Origin of the sequence: Clostridium beijerinckii, from assembly GCF_008705175.1 — a bacterium.
Taxonomy (GTDB): domain Bacteria; phylum Bacillota; class Clostridia; order Clostridiales; family Clostridiaceae; genus Clostridium; species Clostridium beijerinckii.
On sequence record NZ_CP043998.1, the window covers coordinates 1377249 to 1394984 of the forward strand.

General features: G+C 29.8%; 16 protein-coding genes. 14 read left to right on the forward strand and 2 right to left on the reverse strand.

Annotated elements, in window-relative coordinates; translation table 11 throughout:
• Positions 1 to 116 precede the first annotated feature (116 nt).
• The 3 genes from rsmD to F3K33_RS06255 all read left to right on the forward strand — a co-directional run bounded on the left by rsmD (position 117) and on the right by F3K33_RS06255 (position 1874).
• Positions 117 to 674 (forward strand): 16S rRNA (guanine(966)-N(2))-methyltransferase RsmD, encoded by a 558-nt coding sequence (gene rsmD / locus F3K33_RS06245; protein WP_011968498.1) that lies wholly within the window; start codon positions 117 to 119, stop codon positions 672 to 674.
• A gap of 3 nt (positions 675 to 677) precedes the next feature.
• Positions 678 to 1157, forward strand: a complete 480-nt coding sequence (gene coaD, locus F3K33_RS06250) for a pantetheine-phosphate adenylyltransferase (RefSeq protein WP_011968499.1) — start codon at positions 678 to 680, stop codon at positions 1155 to 1157.
• Between the two features lie 174 nt (positions 1158 to 1331).
• A complete protein-coding gene (locus tag F3K33_RS06255) occupies positions 1332 to 1874 on the forward strand; it encodes an ATPase (protein ID WP_011968500.1) in 543 nt (180 codons plus the stop codon).
• On the opposite strand, the gene ylbJ is transcribed toward F3K33_RS06255, so the two are convergent.
• Together ylbJ and F3K33_RS06265 are read right to left on the reverse strand one after the other, a co-directional pair.
• On the reverse strand, positions 1854 to 3035 hold the full coding sequence (gene ylbJ / locus F3K33_RS06260) for a dipicolinic acid transporter SpoVV (RefSeq protein ID WP_039772277.1): 1182 nt from the start codon (positions 3033 to 3035) through the stop codon (positions 1854 to 1856). The genes F3K33_RS06255 and ylbJ overlap by 21 nt on opposite strands.
• 52 nt (positions 3036 to 3087) lie before the next feature.
• Complete coding sequence (locus F3K33_RS06265; RefSeq protein WP_039772275.1) at positions 3088 to 4293, reverse strand: nucleotidyltransferase; 1206 nt, start codon at positions 4291 to 4293, stop codon at positions 3088 to 3090.
• Between the two features lie 559 nt (positions 4294 to 4852).
• Here F3K33_RS06265 and pta point away from each other — a divergent pair.
• The 11 genes from pta to F3K33_RS06320 all read left to right on the forward strand — a co-directional run bounded on the left by pta (position 4853) and on the right by F3K33_RS06320 (position 17724).
• Positions 4853 to 5854 (forward strand): phosphate acetyltransferase, encoded by a 1002-nt coding sequence (pta, locus tag F3K33_RS06270; RefSeq protein ID WP_011968503.1) that lies wholly within the window; start codon positions 4853 to 4855, stop codon positions 5852 to 5854.
• 96 nt (positions 5855 to 5950) lie between these two features.
• Positions 5951 to 7153: an acetate kinase gene (locus F3K33_RS06275; protein ID WP_011968504.1), complete on the forward strand. Its 1203-nt coding sequence runs from the start codon at positions 5951 to 5953 to the stop codon at positions 7151 to 7153.
• Positions 7154 to 7500: 347 nt separating this feature from the next.
• The gene (locus F3K33_RS06280) at positions 7501 to 8007 is read left to right on the forward strand and encodes a YceD family protein (protein ID WP_011968505.1); all 507 of its coding nucleotides are present in this window, start codon (positions 7501 to 7503) and stop codon (positions 8005 to 8007) included.
• Between the two features lie 3 nt (positions 8008 to 8010).
• Positions 8011 to 8193 carry a 50S ribosomal protein L32 gene (gene rpmF / locus F3K33_RS06285; RefSeq protein WP_011968506.1) on the forward strand — a complete coding sequence of 61 codons (183 nt, stop codon included), beginning with the start codon at positions 8011 to 8013 and terminating at the stop codon, positions 8191 to 8193.
• A gap of 638 nt (positions 8194 to 8831) precedes the next feature.
• Complete coding sequence (gene plsX, locus F3K33_RS06290; protein WP_039772273.1) at positions 8832 to 9833, forward strand: phosphate acyltransferase PlsX; 1002 nt, start codon at positions 8832 to 8834, stop codon at positions 9831 to 9833.
• Positions 9834 to 9913: 80 nt separating this feature from the next.
• Positions 9914 to 10144 carry an acyl carrier protein gene (acpP, locus tag F3K33_RS06295; protein ID WP_009169140.1) on the forward strand — a complete coding sequence of 77 codons (231 nt, stop codon included), beginning with the start codon at positions 9914 to 9916 and terminating at the stop codon, positions 10142 to 10144.
• 274 nt (positions 10145 to 10418) lie between these two features.
• Positions 10419 to 11117, forward strand: coding sequence for a ribonuclease III (gene rnc / locus F3K33_RS06300; protein ID WP_011968508.1), 699 nt, complete (start codon positions 10419 to 10421; stop codon positions 11115 to 11117).
• Positions 11110 to 12141, forward strand: a complete 1032-nt coding sequence (locus F3K33_RS06305) for an elongator complex protein 3 (RefSeq protein WP_039772271.1) — start codon at positions 11110 to 11112, stop codon at positions 12139 to 12141. The genes rnc and F3K33_RS06305 overlap by 8 nt, the downstream gene beginning before the upstream one ends.
• A gap of 240 nt (positions 12142 to 12381) precedes the next feature.
• Complete coding sequence (smc, locus tag F3K33_RS06310; protein WP_039772269.1) at positions 12382 to 15939, forward strand: chromosome segregation protein SMC; 3558 nt, start codon at positions 12382 to 12384, stop codon at positions 15937 to 15939.
• A 138-nt stretch (positions 15940 to 16077) separates the two neighbouring features.
• Positions 16078 to 16986 carry a signal recognition particle-docking protein FtsY gene (ftsY, locus tag F3K33_RS06315; protein ID WP_023973327.1) on the forward strand — a complete coding sequence of 303 codons (909 nt, stop codon included), beginning with the start codon at positions 16078 to 16080 and terminating at the stop codon, positions 16984 to 16986.
• Between the two features lie 408 nt (positions 16987 to 17394).
• Complete coding sequence (locus F3K33_RS06320) at positions 17395 to 17724, forward strand: putative DNA-binding protein (protein ID WP_011968512.1); 330 nt, start codon at positions 17395 to 17397, stop codon at positions 17722 to 17724.
• Positions 17725 to 17736 lie beyond the last annotated feature (12 nt).

The following is a 17736-nucleotide window of genomic DNA, read 5'->3' on the forward strand; positions in this document are numbered from 1 at the left end:
GATCATTTCACCTATAAAAAGAGCACGGAGTGTGCAACTGAGTTTAATTTTAAATTGTAAATTAAAAATCTAGAGAGTAGATTTTCTTATATGCTTATTTTAGGAGGAATAAAATTTTGAGAATAATAGCAGGAAGAGCAAGAGGACATAAATTAATACCTCCAGCTACAATGGAAACAAGACCTACATTAGATAGAGTTAAAGAGGCTATGTTTAGTTCAGTTCAAATGTATATACCAGAGGCAGTAGTTGTAGACGTTTTTGCTGGGACAGGAAGCCTTGGATTAGAAGCGGCAAGCAGAGGGGCAAGTGAAGTTTATTTATTTGATAAAAGCTCTGTGACTTTTCCTTTATTAAAGGAAAATGTAGAAAGCCTTAAATTTCAAGATTTCTGTTTTCCTATGAATATAGATGCTTATGAAGGCTTAAAGAATCTTGCGAAGAAGGGAAAGAAATTTGACATAATATTTATTGATCCACCTTATTGCAAAGAAATGATTCCAGAAGCTATGAAAATTGTTAAGGATAATGAAATTTTAAAGAATGATGGAATAATAGTTACTAAAATAGATACCATTGAAGAGATTTATGAAGGGTATAAAGATATAAGATTAACAAAAAGTAAGAAGTATGGAAATACAACAGTATGTTATTACAAGCATGAGGAGAAGTAAACAATGAGAGTTGCAGTGTACCCTGGGAGCTTTGATCCTATAACAAATGGACATCTCGATATTATAAAAAGAGGAGCAAAGGTCTTTGATAAAGTAATAGTTGCAGTATTAGTTAATGTTGATAAGAAATATCTTTTTGAAAGCAGCGAAAGAGTTGAACTTATAAAAAGAGTGACAAGAGATATTGAGAATGTTGAAATACGAAGCTTTGATGGGCTTTTAGTTAATTTTCTAAAAGAATGTAAGACTAATATAATATTAAAGGGATTAAGAACAGCTTCTGATTTTGAGTATGAATTTCAAATGGCGTTTATTAATAAAGAATTAGATGATGATACCGAAACTGTATGTATGATGTCATCGGCTAAAAATATACATATTAGTTCCTCAACTGTTAAGCAGGTGGCAAGGTTTGGAGGAGATATTAGTGGACTTGTTCCCAATGAAATTATTTCAGATATAATGTCCAGAATAAATCTATAAATGGTGATTTTTTAAGGAAAAGTATTTTCATAATTAGAATGTGCTGTGTTTAAGCAGCTGCATTGACTTAAAATTAATGATATTAATAATACTAAAAACAATTAAAAATACTAGATTAAGATTTGTTCCTGGTATTTTGATCATTTATAGAATAAATATCTAAGGAGTGTTTTTATGGAAAAAATGGAGGTAAATATAATAGAGTTATTAGAATATTTACAAGACTTGGTGGAAAATTCACCTAAAGTGCCAATGAGCGGTAAAGTTATGATAGATAAAAGAGAAGTTGTTGATGTAATAGATCAAATAATTAACTATATGCCTGATCAATTTAAAAAAGCTGAATGGGTTATGAACGAGAGAGAAAGAATCCTTAATGAAGCTAAAAAAGAGTATGATTCTGTTAGAAAAGAAACAATGACTATGATGAGACAGAATGTCGAGAATCACGATATAGTGAGGGAAGCCAAGGGGAGAGCACAAGAAATTATAGCCTCAGCACAGAGAGAGGCCAAGGCTATAAGATTAGGGTCTAGGGATTATTCTGATGAAATATTAACCCAATTAGATCAGGAATTAGAAGAACACAAAATAAAATTAATAAAAAGCCTTCAAGAAAGTTTTGAAGTAGTAGCTAAAGAGATAGATACAAATTTAACTGGTACATGCGATGTTATAAAAGAGAACATTAAAGAATTACGCGGTATGAAAAAATAATTTCAAGGTTCTATTAAATATACTTAATAAAAGTGTTAATAACAGTATAGTTAATGCAGGATATATATATATAAATAAACTTGAAGAATGGCTCATTTGTAAGTTTGATGTATAAATACTTGTAGGAAACACTTTGCATAACCCATAAGTTATAATAAAACTAACGATTCCTTGGATTACTTTTAAAAAAATATATCTGCTATAATTTATCTTAGTATCGCTTACGAAAGAACTTACTTGTGCGATTACCGCAAGACCAGAAAATGAAGTTAAAAAGCTTATTATACCAAGCTTCAAGGGGATAGGAATTTCTAGGGGAGAGATTATACTGCACCCATTAGTCATTTCAATGCTTCCTAAAAATATACTGTATAAAGTTTGGGAAGGCAGTTTTAAAACATTATCTAGCTGCCTAAATGCAATATGAATATAAGGATTGTTTTTAACGAGAGATATAACAACTGAAAAAATTATTATGAAACCACCTATAGATAATGTGGTGTTTATTCCGTTTTGAACTGCATTTTTTACAGCATTACCGAAATTCATACTTTCATTTTTAGGACAAGGGAGAGAACTTAGAGCATTTAAGTTTCTCTTTTTTTTTGTCAAAAATCCCATTATGATTATTGATAAATTGCTTCCTAGAAGCAAGATATAACCTAAGGATACATGCCCTAATAAAGTTCCAGCAACAGATCCGATTAAAAACAGGGGACCAACGTTAGACGCTATGTTTAAAAGTCTTTCGTATTCATTCCTATCTATATATTCCATCTTGTATAAATCTACACAATATTTAGCACCTAATGGATAGCCACATAGTATACTTGCTACGATTGGAAAGGAACAATTTCTAGAAAGGCCTAATGGCTTGCAGATTAATGGCCCAAGAAATTTAGAATAAAGATTTATTCCATCGTAGTATATTAATAAATTACATATAACTACAAAAGGAAAGGTGGTTGGCAATATTGAGTTATACCATAATTTACAACCATCAATAGCTGCGACTATGCATTGGTTTATGTTTAAAACAAAAAGAACTATTAAGACGGATATAAATATACAAATGATAGTATTTTTTTTGATATTAAGTTGTTTAATTAAAATAAAGATTAAGCTAATAATAAGAAACCATAAGATAATAATATATATCATGAAATCACTCCAATCAATAATATTTATATTCTCATGGTTATGTAAAATATTACTATATTATAAAAGGCCCTTTTAAATAATCATCCATAGGACTTATTTTTGGATTTAGCAGTGAATATGCTTTTGTTCCTAAGATATCTATTTTTAGATGATCACATTGATTGTTTCTTGGCACCTTTGTTATTAAATTTATACTAGAATTAGCTTTTATACTCTTTAGAATTCTTTGCCCTGTAGAATTAAAAGCAAGAACTCTTGCGTAAGGTGCGGGGCTCTTAGATAAGCTTAATAAATCAAAATTCTCAAGGTTCAAAAAGCTTTGCAAAAGAATTCTACTTATCCTCGTGTATGTATATCTTTTGCTTTTTGAATTCAATATTAATTCGTTAAGCGAATTGGATCTTACAATTTCTTTTAATATTTTATTATCTATGCCCTCTGATACATCTGGCAAATTTAAAAGAGATCTTTCGTTAGTGAGTAATTTATATTTTATATATTTAAAGGTATCTTCCTCAAAAATAAAAGGATAGTTAGAAGAAGATAAACTAAGCAGAATGTCATAGCTCGCCTTTGGCATAATATCAGCTAAATCATTTAAAGATTTCTCTTTTAGATGTTTTCTTATTGATGTAGCAGAAGCAAATGAAGCGCTTATGTTGACATCGTTATATAATGAACCTTCTCTTTTGATGGTTTTAGGAACTATTGCGCTATTTAAACGAATTAGAGATTTTATATATTCAATACCTAAGATATTATTAGAATTTGATATTGTATCTAATAATTTATTTGAGTTTAAATAATCTTTAAGTGCATTTGCTCGGCTCAAATGAAAAGGTAAGCCAGAGTCCAAATTATCTTTTAAAAGTTTTTTATAATTTAAAGGCTCGGAAACTAAAACTTTGGCTATGTCTTCTAATATAGATACATTTCCTTCTTCGCTTCCAAAGTATAAGTGATCTATTACGCCTAACGAGTTAAGAAGAGATACGCTTCCGAAAGCAAAATGTTCAGCAGAAGAAATGGAATAAACTAGAGGTAGCTCTAGAACTAGATCAACACCATTTTTAATAGCCATTTCAGCTCTTTTCCATTTATCTATAATTGCTGGAATTCCTCTTTGCATAAAATTACCACTCATTACACAAACTATGCCATCTGCGTTTGTGTCGGATTTTGCTTTACTAAGGTGATATTCATGACCTTTATGAAATGGATTATATTCTGTAATTATTCCTGTAAGTATTAAAATCATCTCCTTTATAAAGCTAGTATAGCATATTATGGAATTTTATAATATTAGTTATTAAGGTTTAATATGTTGTGTATTTTTTGTAAAATGTCAATAAGATATTATAAAATTATTGTTAAAAAATATACTTTTTTAATATTACTCTATTAAAAAGTAGTTTAAAAAATATTCAGAACATTAAAAGAATGGTGAATTTTTAATTATTGCTTAATATTGGCAAGAAAATAGATTATACACAGCTAGTTGAATGAATATACTATAGATTTTTAAGAAAAAGTTAATGAAAACAATATGAAATAGACATGTATTTTTCATATATTAGGTCAATAATTTAAAACATTTGATAGCGTTTAATAATAAATTATAAAATAATTTTAAATAAAATTTAATTGTTAAAAATTATACTTTTCCTATATTGTTATTTTACAGGAGTATTGTCTGACAATTTAGATTATTTCAAATCTAAAGACTTCTATTTTATAGAGAATTTGTGTTGAAAAAAGCACTGATAAAGGAGTATATTAGTATTAGAGATAGGATATAGAGAGGAGATAAATAGATTATGGACCTTATGAAAAAAATATGGACTGCAGCACAATCAAATAAACAAAAAATTGTTCTTCCAGAGGGAAACGAGGAAAGAAATATAGCAGCTGCAGAAAAAATACAAAAATTAGGATTAGCTTACCCAATTTTAATAGGTAACAAAGAAGAAATAAATAATAAGGCAAAGGAATTAGATGTAAATTTATCAGGAATTGAGATTATTGATCCAAATGAATCAGATAAATTAGAAAAGTATATTGAAGCCTTCTATGAACTTAGAAAGACAAAAGGCGTTACAATGGAAAAGGCAGATAAAATAGTCAGAGATCCTCTATATTTTGGTACGATGATGGTTAAATTAGATGATGCAGATGGAATGGTATCAGGAGCAATTCACACAACTGGAGATTTATTAAGACCAGGATTACAAATTATAAAGACAGCACCAGGGGTATCTGTTGTTTCGAGCTTCTTTATAATGCAAGTTCCAGGATCATCTTATGGTGAAGAAGGAACATTAATATTCTCAGACTGTGCAGTTAACCCTAACCCTAACGAGGATCAATTAGCAGCAATTGCGATAGCTACTGCAGAAACAGCTAAGAATTTATGTAACATGGAACCTAAGGTGGCAATGTTATCATTCTCTACTATGGGAAGTGCTGATAATGAATTAGTTGATAAGGTTAGAAATGCTACTCAAAAAGCAAAAGAAATGAGACCTGACTTAGATATAGATGGTGAACTACAATTAGATGCAGCTATAGTTGGAAAAGTAGCAGCTCAAAAGGCACCAGAAAGTACTGTTGCTGGAAAAGCTAATGTTTTAGTATTCCCAGATTTACAAGCTGGAAATATAGGCTATAAATTAGTTCAAAGATTTGCAAATGCTGAAGCTATTGGACCTATCTGTCAAGGTTTTGCAAAACCAATCAATGACTTATCAAGAGGTTGTAGCTCAGATGATATTGTAAGTGTTGTTGCGCTTACAGCAGTTCAAGCTCAAACAAACAAATAGTAAGTATTATTTTTACAGATAATTTAAAGTAAGTTAGCTTATAGATTGTTAAAACAAAAATACAAAAGGTTTGAATGTTAAAAGGAGAGTAGAGTTATGAAAGTATTAGTTATAAATTGTGGTAGTTCTTCACTAAAATATCAACTTATTGATATGAGTAATGAAGAGTCTTTAGCTCAAGGACTTGTTGAAAGAATAGGAATTACTGGGTCAATATTGACTCAAAAAGTTGAAGGAAAAGATAAATATGTAGTTGAAACGCCATTAAAAGACCATCAAGATGCAATAGAACTTGTTTTAAAATGCTTAGTTGATGAAAACCATGGTGTAATAAGTTCAATGGATGAGATATCAGCTGTTGGACATAGAGTTGTTCATGGTGGTGAAAAATACGCAACTTCAGTAGTAATTAATGAAGAAGTAATTAAGGCGCTTGATGAATTTACAAAATTAGCACCACTTCATAATCCTCCAAATATAATTGGAATAAATGCATGTAAGGCTCTTATGCCAAAAACTCCAATGGTAGCAGTATTTGATACAGCATTCCATCAAACTATGCCAGAAAAAGCATTTATGTATGCTCTTCCATATGAATTATACACAGAAGACCATGTAAGAAGATATGGATTCCATGGTACATCTCATAAGTATGTAGCAGGTGAAATGGCAAAATTGATGAATAAAGACATAAGCGATTTAAAGATAGTAACTTGTCATATAGGTAATGGTGTAAGTATTACAGCTGTTGATGGTGGAAAATCTGTAGACACTACAATGGGATTCACTCCATTAGATGGTATTATAATGGGATCAAGATCTGGAAGTATAGATCCAGCAATAGTTACTTATTTAGTAAAAGAAAAAGGGTATTCTATAGATGAAGTAAATGATATCTTAAATAAGAAATCAGGGGTTCTAGGTATATCAGGAATAGGAACAGATTTTAGAGATATTAGAAGTGCAGTGGAAAATGATAATGATCCTAGAGCATTACTTACAATGGATATATTCGGATATCAAGTTAAGAAGCAAATAGGTGCTTATGCTGCCGTAATGGGTGGTGTAGATGCAATTGTATTTACAGCAGGAATAGGAGAACATGCTCCAGAAATAAGATCAAGAGCTTTAACTAATATGGAATTCTTAGGAATAGAAGTAGATTTAGAAAAGAACGAAAGTCATAATATCGGAGATGGTATGGAAATTTCTAAAGAAACTTCAAAGGTAAAAGTAGTTGTAATACCTACAAACGAAGAATTAATGATTGCTAAAGAAACTTTAGAATTAGTTAAGTAAGGCATAATTGAAAAAATAGTGAGTTAACATGCTGATTGGTTTTTATTTATAATTTATCAGCATGTTTTTTCAATGGCTTTATACAATATATTTGGCTGTACTTCCTTTATAGAAGAAAATATATACGTAAAGGGGAGCAGTTAGTATAGATACAAAAACATTTGTATCATGAGTTTGTTATTTTCTTTCATATGGAGAAATAGGAATTTATAATAAATTTCTTGACTTTTTAGCACGCAATTTATATAATTAGTTGTGTTTGTTTTATAAATATATGTGCTAAGGAGTGAAAGAGGAGATATTATATAGTTTACATTAGTTTTATTATATGGTTATCCTGTGATTTTATGAAAGTACAAATTTCAGATATTATTTCAGGTAAAGATAGAAGCAAGAAAATTGACTATATATTTGATGCACCGCAATTTGATTTTGAAGGAGATATAATTAAACCAATAAAACCTTTTGAAGTTGTTGGGAATATCTTATCAGATGGTGATATATTAATATTGAATGCTAAAATCAAAACTGATTTAGAAATGATATGTTCAAGATGTTTAGATACCTTTATCTATCCAATAGATATTGATATAGAAGAAAGGTTTACAACTAATAGAGATAGTGGTGATGATGAAGCTATTGTTGTAATGGATGATGTTTTAGACATCACAGAAATTGTCGAAAGTAGCATAATTTCAACACTACCTATTAAAAGAGTTTGCAAGAACGACTGTAAAGGGCTTTGTCAAGAATGTGGATGTAACTTAAATCACAATTCATGTTCATGTCAAAAAGAAGATGTAGATATACGTTTTGAGGCCTTGAAAGGTTTGTTTGATAATAAGGAGGTGTAATGAATGGGTTGTCCAGCAAGAAAATCAGGAAAAGCTAAAGTAAAAGCAAGAAGAGCTCAAACTTTTAAAGCTAGTTTACCTGGCATAGTTGAATGTCCACAATGCCACGAAATGAAACTTGCTCATAGAGTATGTAAAAATTGTGGTTATTATAAAGGTAAGGAAGTTGTAGCTTCTGAAAAATAAAAGAAAGTCTTTATGACTTTCTTTTCTTATATAAAGAAATATATATAGATATATGTTGTGCTATTAAATTTATACTTAAAACTTCTTAGCGAAATTTTCATGGTTCTGAGAAATAAAGATGTTTCTACTTTGGGTTTACTATAGGGTTCCACAATGATATTCAAACTTATAAAATTTCAATATCGCTGGTATTTAGGAAATTCGAACAGTAGATATGTATTGGTATCAATATGGAACCCTATATAGATAAGCCAATTATAAGTTAGATTTATACTATGAAATATATCTCAACTAGAAATGGGTAATATACTTTTGTGGAATGTTTCATTGGTAATTTTGATGGATGTGATTCTTTGGCTATAAGTTGTTCCAAATGTGCTAGTTCAAAGCTTGTTCTTTGAGGCTAGCACTTTGGGTACAACTTTACAGCCCTAGAATCACCCATCAAAATTACCTGGAAACTGGAATAAAAGTATGTTATTCATTTCGGTGATCTATACGCATAAGTATAGATTATAGTTGGTTTATCTATATCACATAAGTATAAGTTAAATAATCTTTATCTAAAAAAGAAAATATTCTATTTATTAATTAAATTAATTTATTTATAATTAAAGTGGAAGAAGGGAGGTATTCAGTTGAAAATAGCTATAGATGGCATGGGGGGAGATAATGCACCTGTAGCAGTAATAGATGGTGCTATTCAAGCTCTTAAGGCATATGATGATATCCAATTATATATTACAGGTCCAGAAGAGGTTCTAAATATAGAATTAGCTAAATATACTTATCCCAAGGAAAAAGTTATTGTGGTAGATGCAAAGGAAGTAATTTCAACTAATGAGCATCCTGTTATGGCTTTGCGAAAGAAGAAAGATTCAAGTATAGTTAAGGCTTTAAACTTAGTTAAGGAAGGTATTTGTGATGCTGTTGTATCAGGAGGCAGTACAGGTGCATTTTTAGCTGGGTGTACGCTGATAATAGGTAGAATTAAAGGAATAGAAAGGCCTGCTCTTGCACCTATAATGCCCGGGAGACGTGGAAAGTTTATGATAGTAGATGTTGGTGCTAATGTAGATTGCAAACCTTCATTTTTGGTGCAATTTGCAAAGATGGGAAAAATATATTATCAAAAGGTTTTCAATGTTAAAAACCCGACTATAGGACTTATAAATATTGGAGAAGAAGAAGAAAAAGGAAATGAACTTACAAAAGCTGCTTTTAAGCTTTTGAAGGAAGAAAGTTCCATAAACTTCAAAGGGAATATAGAGCCAAGAGAAATACCTACTGGTGACACTAATATTTTAGTAAGTGATGGTTTTGTGGGGAATACAGCTTTGAAGATGTATGAAGGATCGGCTTCGAGTATATTAGGTATAATTAAAGATGAGGTGCTTAAATCGTCGATTATATCTAAAATAGGGGTGGTTCTGCTAAAACCTGTGCTAAAAAATATAATGAAAAAGTTTGATTATAAGGAATATGGTGGAGCTCCGTTCTTGGGGGTTGATGGAATTTGTATAAAAGCTCATGGCAGTTCTGATGCAAGAGCGTTTAAGAATTCCATTAAACAAACTAAAATTTTCTATGATAATAATGTATTAAAAGATATAAGAAATGAATTTTCTTCGGAAAATTAGTTAAAATATATTGAAACTAATATTGACGATTTAAACAATATATAATATTATCTAAATGTAGAACTTGGGAGGTGAAACAAATGTTTGAAAAGATCCAAGCAATTATTGCTGATAAATTAAGTATCGATGTAGAAAGCGTTGTTATGGAAGCATCATTTATTGAAGATTTAAATGCGGACTCATTAGATATAGTTGAGCTTATAATGGCTCTAGAAGATGAACTAGATATGGAAATACCTGACGAAGACGTTGAAAACTTCAAAACAGTTGGAGATGTTGTCAATTACGTAAAAGCTCATCACGAAGAATAAAATAATCCCGCATCTTGCGGGATTTTATATTTTACAAAGTGAGAACTAAATTTAAAATCATTTTAAAATAGATTTTAGTGAGAAATGTACTTTAGTAATATATTGGCGTACAAATGTTACTGTCTATGATAACGATGTTTTTAGTTGGAATTTAGGAAGAAAAATCATTATAGTAACTAAAATATCAAATTAATAGTTTATTCTTGAATTTGTTATGAGAAGTATATAGCAATAAGTTAGCAAGTTGAAGAATAAACTTCAAGGAGTGGAATACATGAATAGATATACACTTAAAGAAATAGAAGAAAATTTAGGGGTTTTTTTTAATAACCACACATTACTAAAAACAGCTCTTACTCATAGCTCTTTTGGAAATCAATTCAAGGATGCGGAGTATAATGAAAGGCTTGAATTTCTAGGAGACTCAGTATTGCAGCTTTGTATTACAGAATACCTTTTTAATAATTACAAACATAAAACAGAAGGTGAGCTGACAAAAATAAGAAGCTTGATAGTTTGTGAAAATTCTCTTTACGAAATTGCAAAAAAGATAAACTTAGGATCTTATATTAGAATGAGTAAAGGTGAAGAAATTACAGGCGGAAGAGAAAGGATTTCAATACAAGCAGATGCTGTTGAGGCAATCATTGCTGCTGTTTATTTAGACAAAGGCATTGGTTTTGTAAGAGATTTTATATTGCTTCATTTTGAAGAGATAATAAATAAAGCAATAAATAATGAAATTGTATTAGATTTCAAGACAAAGCTTCAAGAGCTTCTTCAAAAAGATGGAGAAGTAGTAATTCAATATGAGCTTACAAAATTTGAAGGACCACCTCACAGAAGAAAATTCTTTACAAATGTAGTGATAGATAAAAAATTAATGGGTGAAGGTTCAGGCTATAGTAAAAAAGAAGCAGAACAAAATGCAGCTAAACAGGCATTAGATATATTGGAAGGTAAGCATGAGTAAAAATTATTATATAATACCGATATTTGTACCTCATGAAGGATGTCCGCATAATTGCGTATTCTGTAATCAGGATAGAATAACAGGTGTTGATGATGAAGAGGTTACGGCAAGTTCCGTAATTACAACAATAAATGATTATCTAGAAACTATAAAGAATAAAAATGCAACTATTGAAATTTCATTTTTTGGTGGTACATTTACAGGAATTAGGGAAGAAAAACAAAGGGAACTTCTAAAAGTGGCTAAGGAGTTTAAGGAAAAAGGTCTTATAGATAAAATAAGACTTTCTACAAGACCAGATTATATCAATGATTACATACTTACATATCTTAAAGAGTATGGAGTTGACATAATAGAACTTGGAGTTCAATCACTAAATGAAGAAGTGTTGAAAAAAGCTGGCAGAGGACATGGCGTTCATGATGTTATAGATGCATCTAAATTAATAAAAGAATATAAATTTATATTAGGACATCAAATAATGCCTGGATTGCCAGGAGATACTTTTGAAAGAGATATAGAAACGACTAAAGAATCAATTAAGATGAATCCAGATATTTGTAGAATATATCCGTCGTTAGTTATAAAAGATACTCCAATGGAAAGAATGTATATTAATAACGAGTACATTCCATATTCTCTTGAAGAGGCCGTTAATGTAAGTAAGGTTATGTATGATATGTATAAAAAGCATAACATCAACGTAATAAGAATTGGTCTTCAGCCGACAGAAAGTATAAATGAAGGAAAGGATATAGTGGCAGGCCCATTTCATCCATCGTTTAGGGAATTAGTTGAGGGCAGCTTATTGTCAGATATCATTTTAGAAAATATGGCGGAAGAAAAAAAAGGAGTTCTGTATATTAACTCAAGGGATTTAAGTAAACTTTATGCTAATAAGAAAACATATTTCAATAAGCTTAAAGATAATGGGAAAGTTATTGATGTAAAACAAGATGATAATATTGAAAGAGGTCATATAAAACTTTGTCTAGAAAATAGAAAGTTAGATATAGAATATTAGCGAGAGGAGACTCTCGCTTTTAAAATGTTGATTATATTTAAGAAGTTTAAATTAGTATTTTCTTTTATATGGATTATTGATATTTAATAAGCTTTACTATAAACTAAATTATAATAAGGAGTTGTTTAATATGAAAAAAAAGACCAGAGAAAAAATGATGATTGCAATGACTATTTTTATTATAGTAATCTTTGTTGTAACATTATTACCTAGTATATTTTCTTTTTAAGGAGAGGACACATGTTTTTAAAATCTCTAGAAATACGAGGATTTAAATCTTTTGCTGATAAAACAGAATTAAAATTTAAACAAGGCGTTACAGCTGTTGTAGGACCTAACGGAAGTGGAAAGAGTAATATTTCGGATGCGGTAAGATGGGTGCTGGGAGAACAGAGTGTTAAGGTTCTAAGAGGCGGAAAAATGGAAGATGTAATATTTGCAGGAACGCAGTTTAGAAAGCCAGTGGGCCTTGCTCAGGTTTCACTAACCCTTGATAATAGTGATGAAAAGCTCGCGACAGAATATAACGAGGTAGTTGTATCAAGAAGAATATTTAGATCAGGAGAATCGGAATATTTAATAAATAATTCAAAGTGCAGGCTAAAAGACGTAATAAATCTTTTTATGGATACAGGAATTGGTAAGGAAGGTTACTCACTAATTGGACAAGGTAAGATTGAAGCTATATTAAGTGGTAAGCCAGAAGATAGAAGAAATCTCTTAGAGGAAGCTGCAGGTATTGTAAAGTTTAAAAATAGAAAAGAAGAAGCAGAGAAAAAGTTAAGCAATACAGATGAAAATTTAGTTAGAATAAATGATATTCTGTCAACTTACGAAGAGAGAATAGAACCCCTAAGGATTGAAAGAGAGAAAGCATTAGAATTTACTGACTTATCTAATAATTTGAAGAAAAAAGAAGTATCACTTATAGTACATACCATAGACAAAATGGAAGAAGAATTAAAAGGGTTCAATGAAGATTTAAATTTAAAAATTAAAGAAATTGAAGATAAGCGTAAAGAAGTATCTAGTTATAAGTCACAACTTAAAGAACTAGAGATGAAAATAGAAAAGCTAGAAAAGAAGAATTTAGAAGAAAAAGAGAAATATTATAGCTTAAAAGAAACTGTTAGTGAAGATGAAAAAAGTATAGAACTTTATAAAGAAAGAATTAAGAGTTTTGAAGAAAAGATCAATAGGAATAATTATGAGCTGGATGATATTTTAATTAAGGTAAATCAGCTTAATGAAAACAAGAAATTATTAGAAAGCGAATTGAGTGAAAGACTAAAGGAACAAAGATTAAGAGAAGAAGATATAGTAAATTTAGAAGAAAACAATATAAAAAGTTCTAAGGAACTTAAAAGTATAGATGAAGAAATAAAATCTCTAAGAGAAGGTGAATTTGAACTTTTAAGAAGTAACTCAGATATGAAGAATGAGATTACTATGCTAAATAAAGATCTCTCGCTAAGAGAAGAGAAAAAAGAAACCCTAAATTCGTCTATATCTTTTCTAGAAAATAATATTGTTATTAATTTAGCGACTTATAAAGACCTGACCAATGAAATTGAAAAGAATAAAGACAATATAAAATTGCTAAATATGCAAATAGTAGAGCATAAGAAAAAAATAGGTTCTCTATCAGCAAATTTAACTAAAAAAGAAAATGAGCTTAGAGAATTAAGTGGGACTTTAACAAAACTTGATGCAAATAGATCAATGTTAGAAAACTTGGAAAAGCATTATGAGGGATATAACAGGTCGGTAAAATCTTTAATGGAATCAATTCATAGGGAAAGAATTACGGCTGCAAATGATACTAAAGTCTTAGGTGAAATTTTCACTGTAGGTAAAAAGTATGAAGTTGCTATAGAAATAGCTTTAGGTGCTGCGATTTCAAATGTTATAACAAAAAATGAAGAAATAGCAAAAGTTCTTATAGGATATTTGAAAAAAAATAGTCTAGGAAGAGCGACATTTTTACCTTTAAATATTATAAAAGGAAAGAAGTTAGAACTAGATAGAAGTATAACTGAAGCTAATGGATATATTGGGATTGCAAGTGACATAATATCTTATGATAAAGAGTATAAAAATATAATGGATTATTCTCTAGGAAGAACAATAATCTGCAGTGATATGGACTGCGCTCTTAATATCGCAAGAATCGGAAAATATAATTATAGAATCGTTACTTTGGATGGAGAAATCATAAATCCAGGGGGAGCGTTAACAGGTGGTAGCATAAAGGGGAAAAATTCAAATGTTCTAGGTAGAAAAAGAGAAATTGAAGAATTAGTATTAGATATAAGCAATAAAAAAGAGAAATATGAGGAATTGAAAATACTAGTTCAAGATATCAAGAAAGAAATACAAGACCTAGATGAGGATATGCTGAATAAAAGGGATGAAGTTCATGAGAAAAATATTGAACTTACAAAAAAGGAAAGTGAGATTAAAGGGTTACAGTCTGATACGGATAAGTTAAAGAGAAATCTAGAAACTGCTAAAGAAGAAATAAAAAGAATAGCAGGTGAAAGAGAAGCTATATTAGAAAAGATTAGAGCTAAAGAATCTGAAGTTCAGGTGATTGAAAGTGAAAATACAGCTAACAAGAGCAAAAGTATAGAACTGGAACAGTTAATGAAAATCAAAGTTCAAGAAGTTAACGATAGCGATACTAAGCTTACAGAAATGAAAATCAGTAAGGCTAAGTTGGATGAGGCAATAGAAAATAAAAAGAATGAATTTTTAAGAATAGAAAAAGAAATTAAGGATTTAGAGATTAAAAATGAACTTTTAAATAATGAAAATGAGGAAAATAAAAAAAATATTGAAAGTTTAAATTTAGATATAAAGGCTAAGAATAAGAATATTGAAGAAAATAATATTAATATCAGCAATTTAGAAGTAAACTTTAAAGATGATGAGATATTAAAAGAAAAGTTAAAGCAAGAATTTAAAGAAAAAGATAATGTAATAAGCGGTATTTTGGATGAAGTAAGCTTAAAAGAAATGGAAGTTAATAAGCGAGAAGTAATTAAAGCTAAGAAAGAAAATGATAGGGAGCATGTTTATAAGAAACTTAATGAAGAGTTAGAATTAACTTATGCAGAGGCATTAGATAAATGTGAGCCAGTAGTTGATGAGGAAGCTTTGAAACAAGAAATTTTTGTTACTAAAGGAAAGATAACAAAACTTGGAGTAGTAAATTTAGCAGCAATAGAAGAGTACGAAGAAATTAAAGAAAAGTATGAGTTTATGTCTACTCAGGCAGAGGATTTAGAAAATGCCAAAAGGGAATTAAATGCCGTTATTGAAGAAATGACTAATGAAATGAAAAGTTTATTTAAAGAAAACTTCAAAATATTGAATTATAATTTTGATAAAACTTTTAAAGATTTGTTTAAAGGTGGAAGCGCTGAACTTATTTTAGGTGAAGGTGATGAGCTTACAGCCAATATTGACATAAATGTAGAGCCGCCAGGAAAAAAACTTCAAAATATTAATCTGATGTCTGGTGGAGAGAAGGTTCTATCTGCAATAGCTTTACTTTTTGCAATTTTAAAGATGAAACCAACGCCTTTCTGTATATTGGATGAAATAGAAGCGGCTTTAGATGATGCAAATGTATATAGGTATGCAGAGTTCCTAAAAATGTTTTCTAAAAATACTCAATTTATAATTATAACTCATAGAAAGGGAACTATGGAGGTAAGTGATATTATATATGGAGTAACAATGGAAGAAAAAGGTGTATCAAAGGTAGTTTCAGTAGACTTTTCCGATAGCTAGCATCCGTAAACCTCCTACTTTTAGTGAGAGGTAACGGCTGCAAGCTTCTGGATTAGTTAGACTAAGATTTAAGATGAGATGACTTATCTTAAATCAAGTTTCACTTGAGTAGAAAATTTTAATTAGGAGGAAATGAATTTGTTTGGAAATTTATTTAATAAACTAAAAGAGGGATTAGCAAAGACAAGAGATGGATTGACCGATAAGATAAATGAGGCCTTAAATTTGGCAGTAACTATAGATGAGGATTTATATGAGGAATTAGAAGAAATATTAATCATGTCTGATATCGGTATGGACACAACAGTAGATATTATAGAAAGATTAAGGGGGAAAATCAGAAAAGAAAAAATAAACGATCCTCAAGAAGTAAAACCGGCATTAAAGGAAGTGATTAGAGATATATTACTTGAAGGTACATATGAAGATGACGAAAAAGAAAAGAAAGTAATGCTTATAATTGGGGTAAATGGTGTTGGTAAAACTACATCTATAGGAAAACTTGCAGCAAAGAATAAACAAGAAGGAAAAAAAGTATTACTGGCTGCAGCTGATACATTTAGAGCTGCTGCTATTGATCAGCTTGAAGTATGGAGCTCTAGAGCCGAAGTTGATATAGTTAAACATCAGGAAGGATCGGATCCGGCTGCGGTTGTTTTCGATGCAATAGAAGCGTCAAAGGCTAGAAATGTTGATCTATTAATATGTGATACGGCTGGAAGGCTTCATAATAAGAAGAACTTAATGAATGAGCTTGAAAAGATAAACAGAATAATTGACAGGGAATTGCAAGGCTATAGAAAAGAAACGTTACTAGTTTTAGATGCAACAACAGGTCAAAATGCTGTTATTCAAGCAAAACAGTTCATGGAAGCTTGTCCGATAGACGGAATAATATTAACTAAATTAGATGGAACAGCAAAAGGTGGTGTTGTTTTATCTATAAAGCAAGGCTTAAATATTCCTGTTAGATACATAGGAGTTGGGGAAGGTATTGATGATCTTCAAAAATTTGATGCAGAAGGATTTGCTGAAGCATTAATATAGGGTTAGATAAGAAATAATAGGCCAATATGTTTGGTCTATTATTTTCTTTCATGTGCCTTAAAAATATTTCTAGAAAAATATATAAAAATTAAACTATGTTTGAATATTTATATGAAAATATATTTCTATAAACACATTTTTAAAGGTACATAGATTTATATAAAAATAGTTTTAAAGATTCATATTTTTAAATTTACATATGAAAATATGTAAATATTTATTGGAAACATCAGGAGTTCAAGGTTTTTGGTTATGAGTATATAAAATATAAATAATTTAAAAGTCATTAATTGCATCAAGAAACTTGAGATATAGAGCATTGGTGTAAAAAAATCAAAGTGTTAAGTAAAAATACTTGACACTTTGAAGTAATCCTGTTAAAATCTCTTTTGTGGGTAAGGTGATTAAATGGAAGATAGAGTTGAGATTTCGTTACTTATGGATTTTTATGGTCCGTTATTAACAGAAAAGCAAAGTGAAATTATGCAGTGGTATTATAATGATGATTTATCGTTAGCTGAAATAGCTGAGCTTAATCAAACGAGTCGTCAGGCTATTCATGATTTAATCAAAAGATGTTATAAACAACTTCTCTCCTATGAAAGTAAACTTAACTTACTTCAAAAGAGTATAAATAGAAAAAAGGAAATTATGAATTTTTTAGAACACTTAAAAAATAAATATTCCATAGATGATGAGGATATTATAAAATATAAAGAAAAGCTAGAAAATTTATAAGGAGGAGTAAAC

Excerpts from the sequence above, each read along its gene's own strand:
- acpP (WP_009169140.1), top strand. The coding sequence starts at position 9,914 with ATGTTTGAAAAGATCCAAGCAATTATTGCTGATAAATTAAGTATCGAT.
- F3K33_RS06255 (WP_011968500.1), top strand. The coding sequence starts at position 1,332 with ATGGAAAAAATGGAGGTAAATATAATAGAGTTATTAGAATATTTACAA.
- smc (WP_039772269.1), top strand. The coding sequence starts at position 12,382 with ATGTTTTTAAAATCTCTAGAAATACGAGGATTTAAATCTTTTGCTGAT.
- rnc (WP_011968508.1), top strand. The coding sequence starts at position 10,419 with ATGAATAGATATACACTTAAAGAAATAGAAGAAAATTTAGGGGTTTTT.
- F3K33_RS06265 (WP_039772275.1), bottom strand. The coding sequence starts at position 4,293 with ATGATTTTAATACTTACAGGAATAATTACAGAATATAATCCATTTCAT.
- F3K33_RS06280 (WP_011968505.1), top strand. The coding sequence starts at position 7,501 with ATGAAAGTACAAATTTCAGATATTATTTCAGGTAAAGATAGAAGCAAG.
- ylbJ (WP_039772277.1), bottom strand. The coding sequence starts at position 3,035 with ATGATATATATTATTATCTTATGGTTTCTTATTATTAGCTTAATCTTT.
- rpmF (WP_011968506.1), top strand. The coding sequence starts at position 8,011 with ATGGGTTGTCCAGCAAGAAAATCAGGAAAAGCTAAAGTAAAAGCAAGA.
- F3K33_RS06320 (WP_011968512.1), top strand. The coding sequence starts at position 17,395 with ATGGAAGATAGAGTTGAGATTTCGTTACTTATGGATTTTTATGGTCCG.
- F3K33_RS06305 (WP_039772271.1), top strand. The coding sequence starts at position 11,110 with ATGAGTAAAAATTATTATATAATACCGATATTTGTACCTCATGAAGGA.
- coaD (WP_011968499.1), top strand. The coding sequence starts at position 678 with ATGAGAGTTGCAGTGTACCCTGGGAGCTTTGATCCTATAACAAATGGA.
- F3K33_RS06275 (WP_011968504.1), top strand. The coding sequence starts at position 5,951 with ATGAAAGTATTAGTTATAAATTGTGGTAGTTCTTCACTAAAATATCAA.
- pta (WP_011968503.1), top strand. The coding sequence starts at position 4,853 with ATGGACCTTATGAAAAAAATATGGACTGCAGCACAATCAAATAAACAA.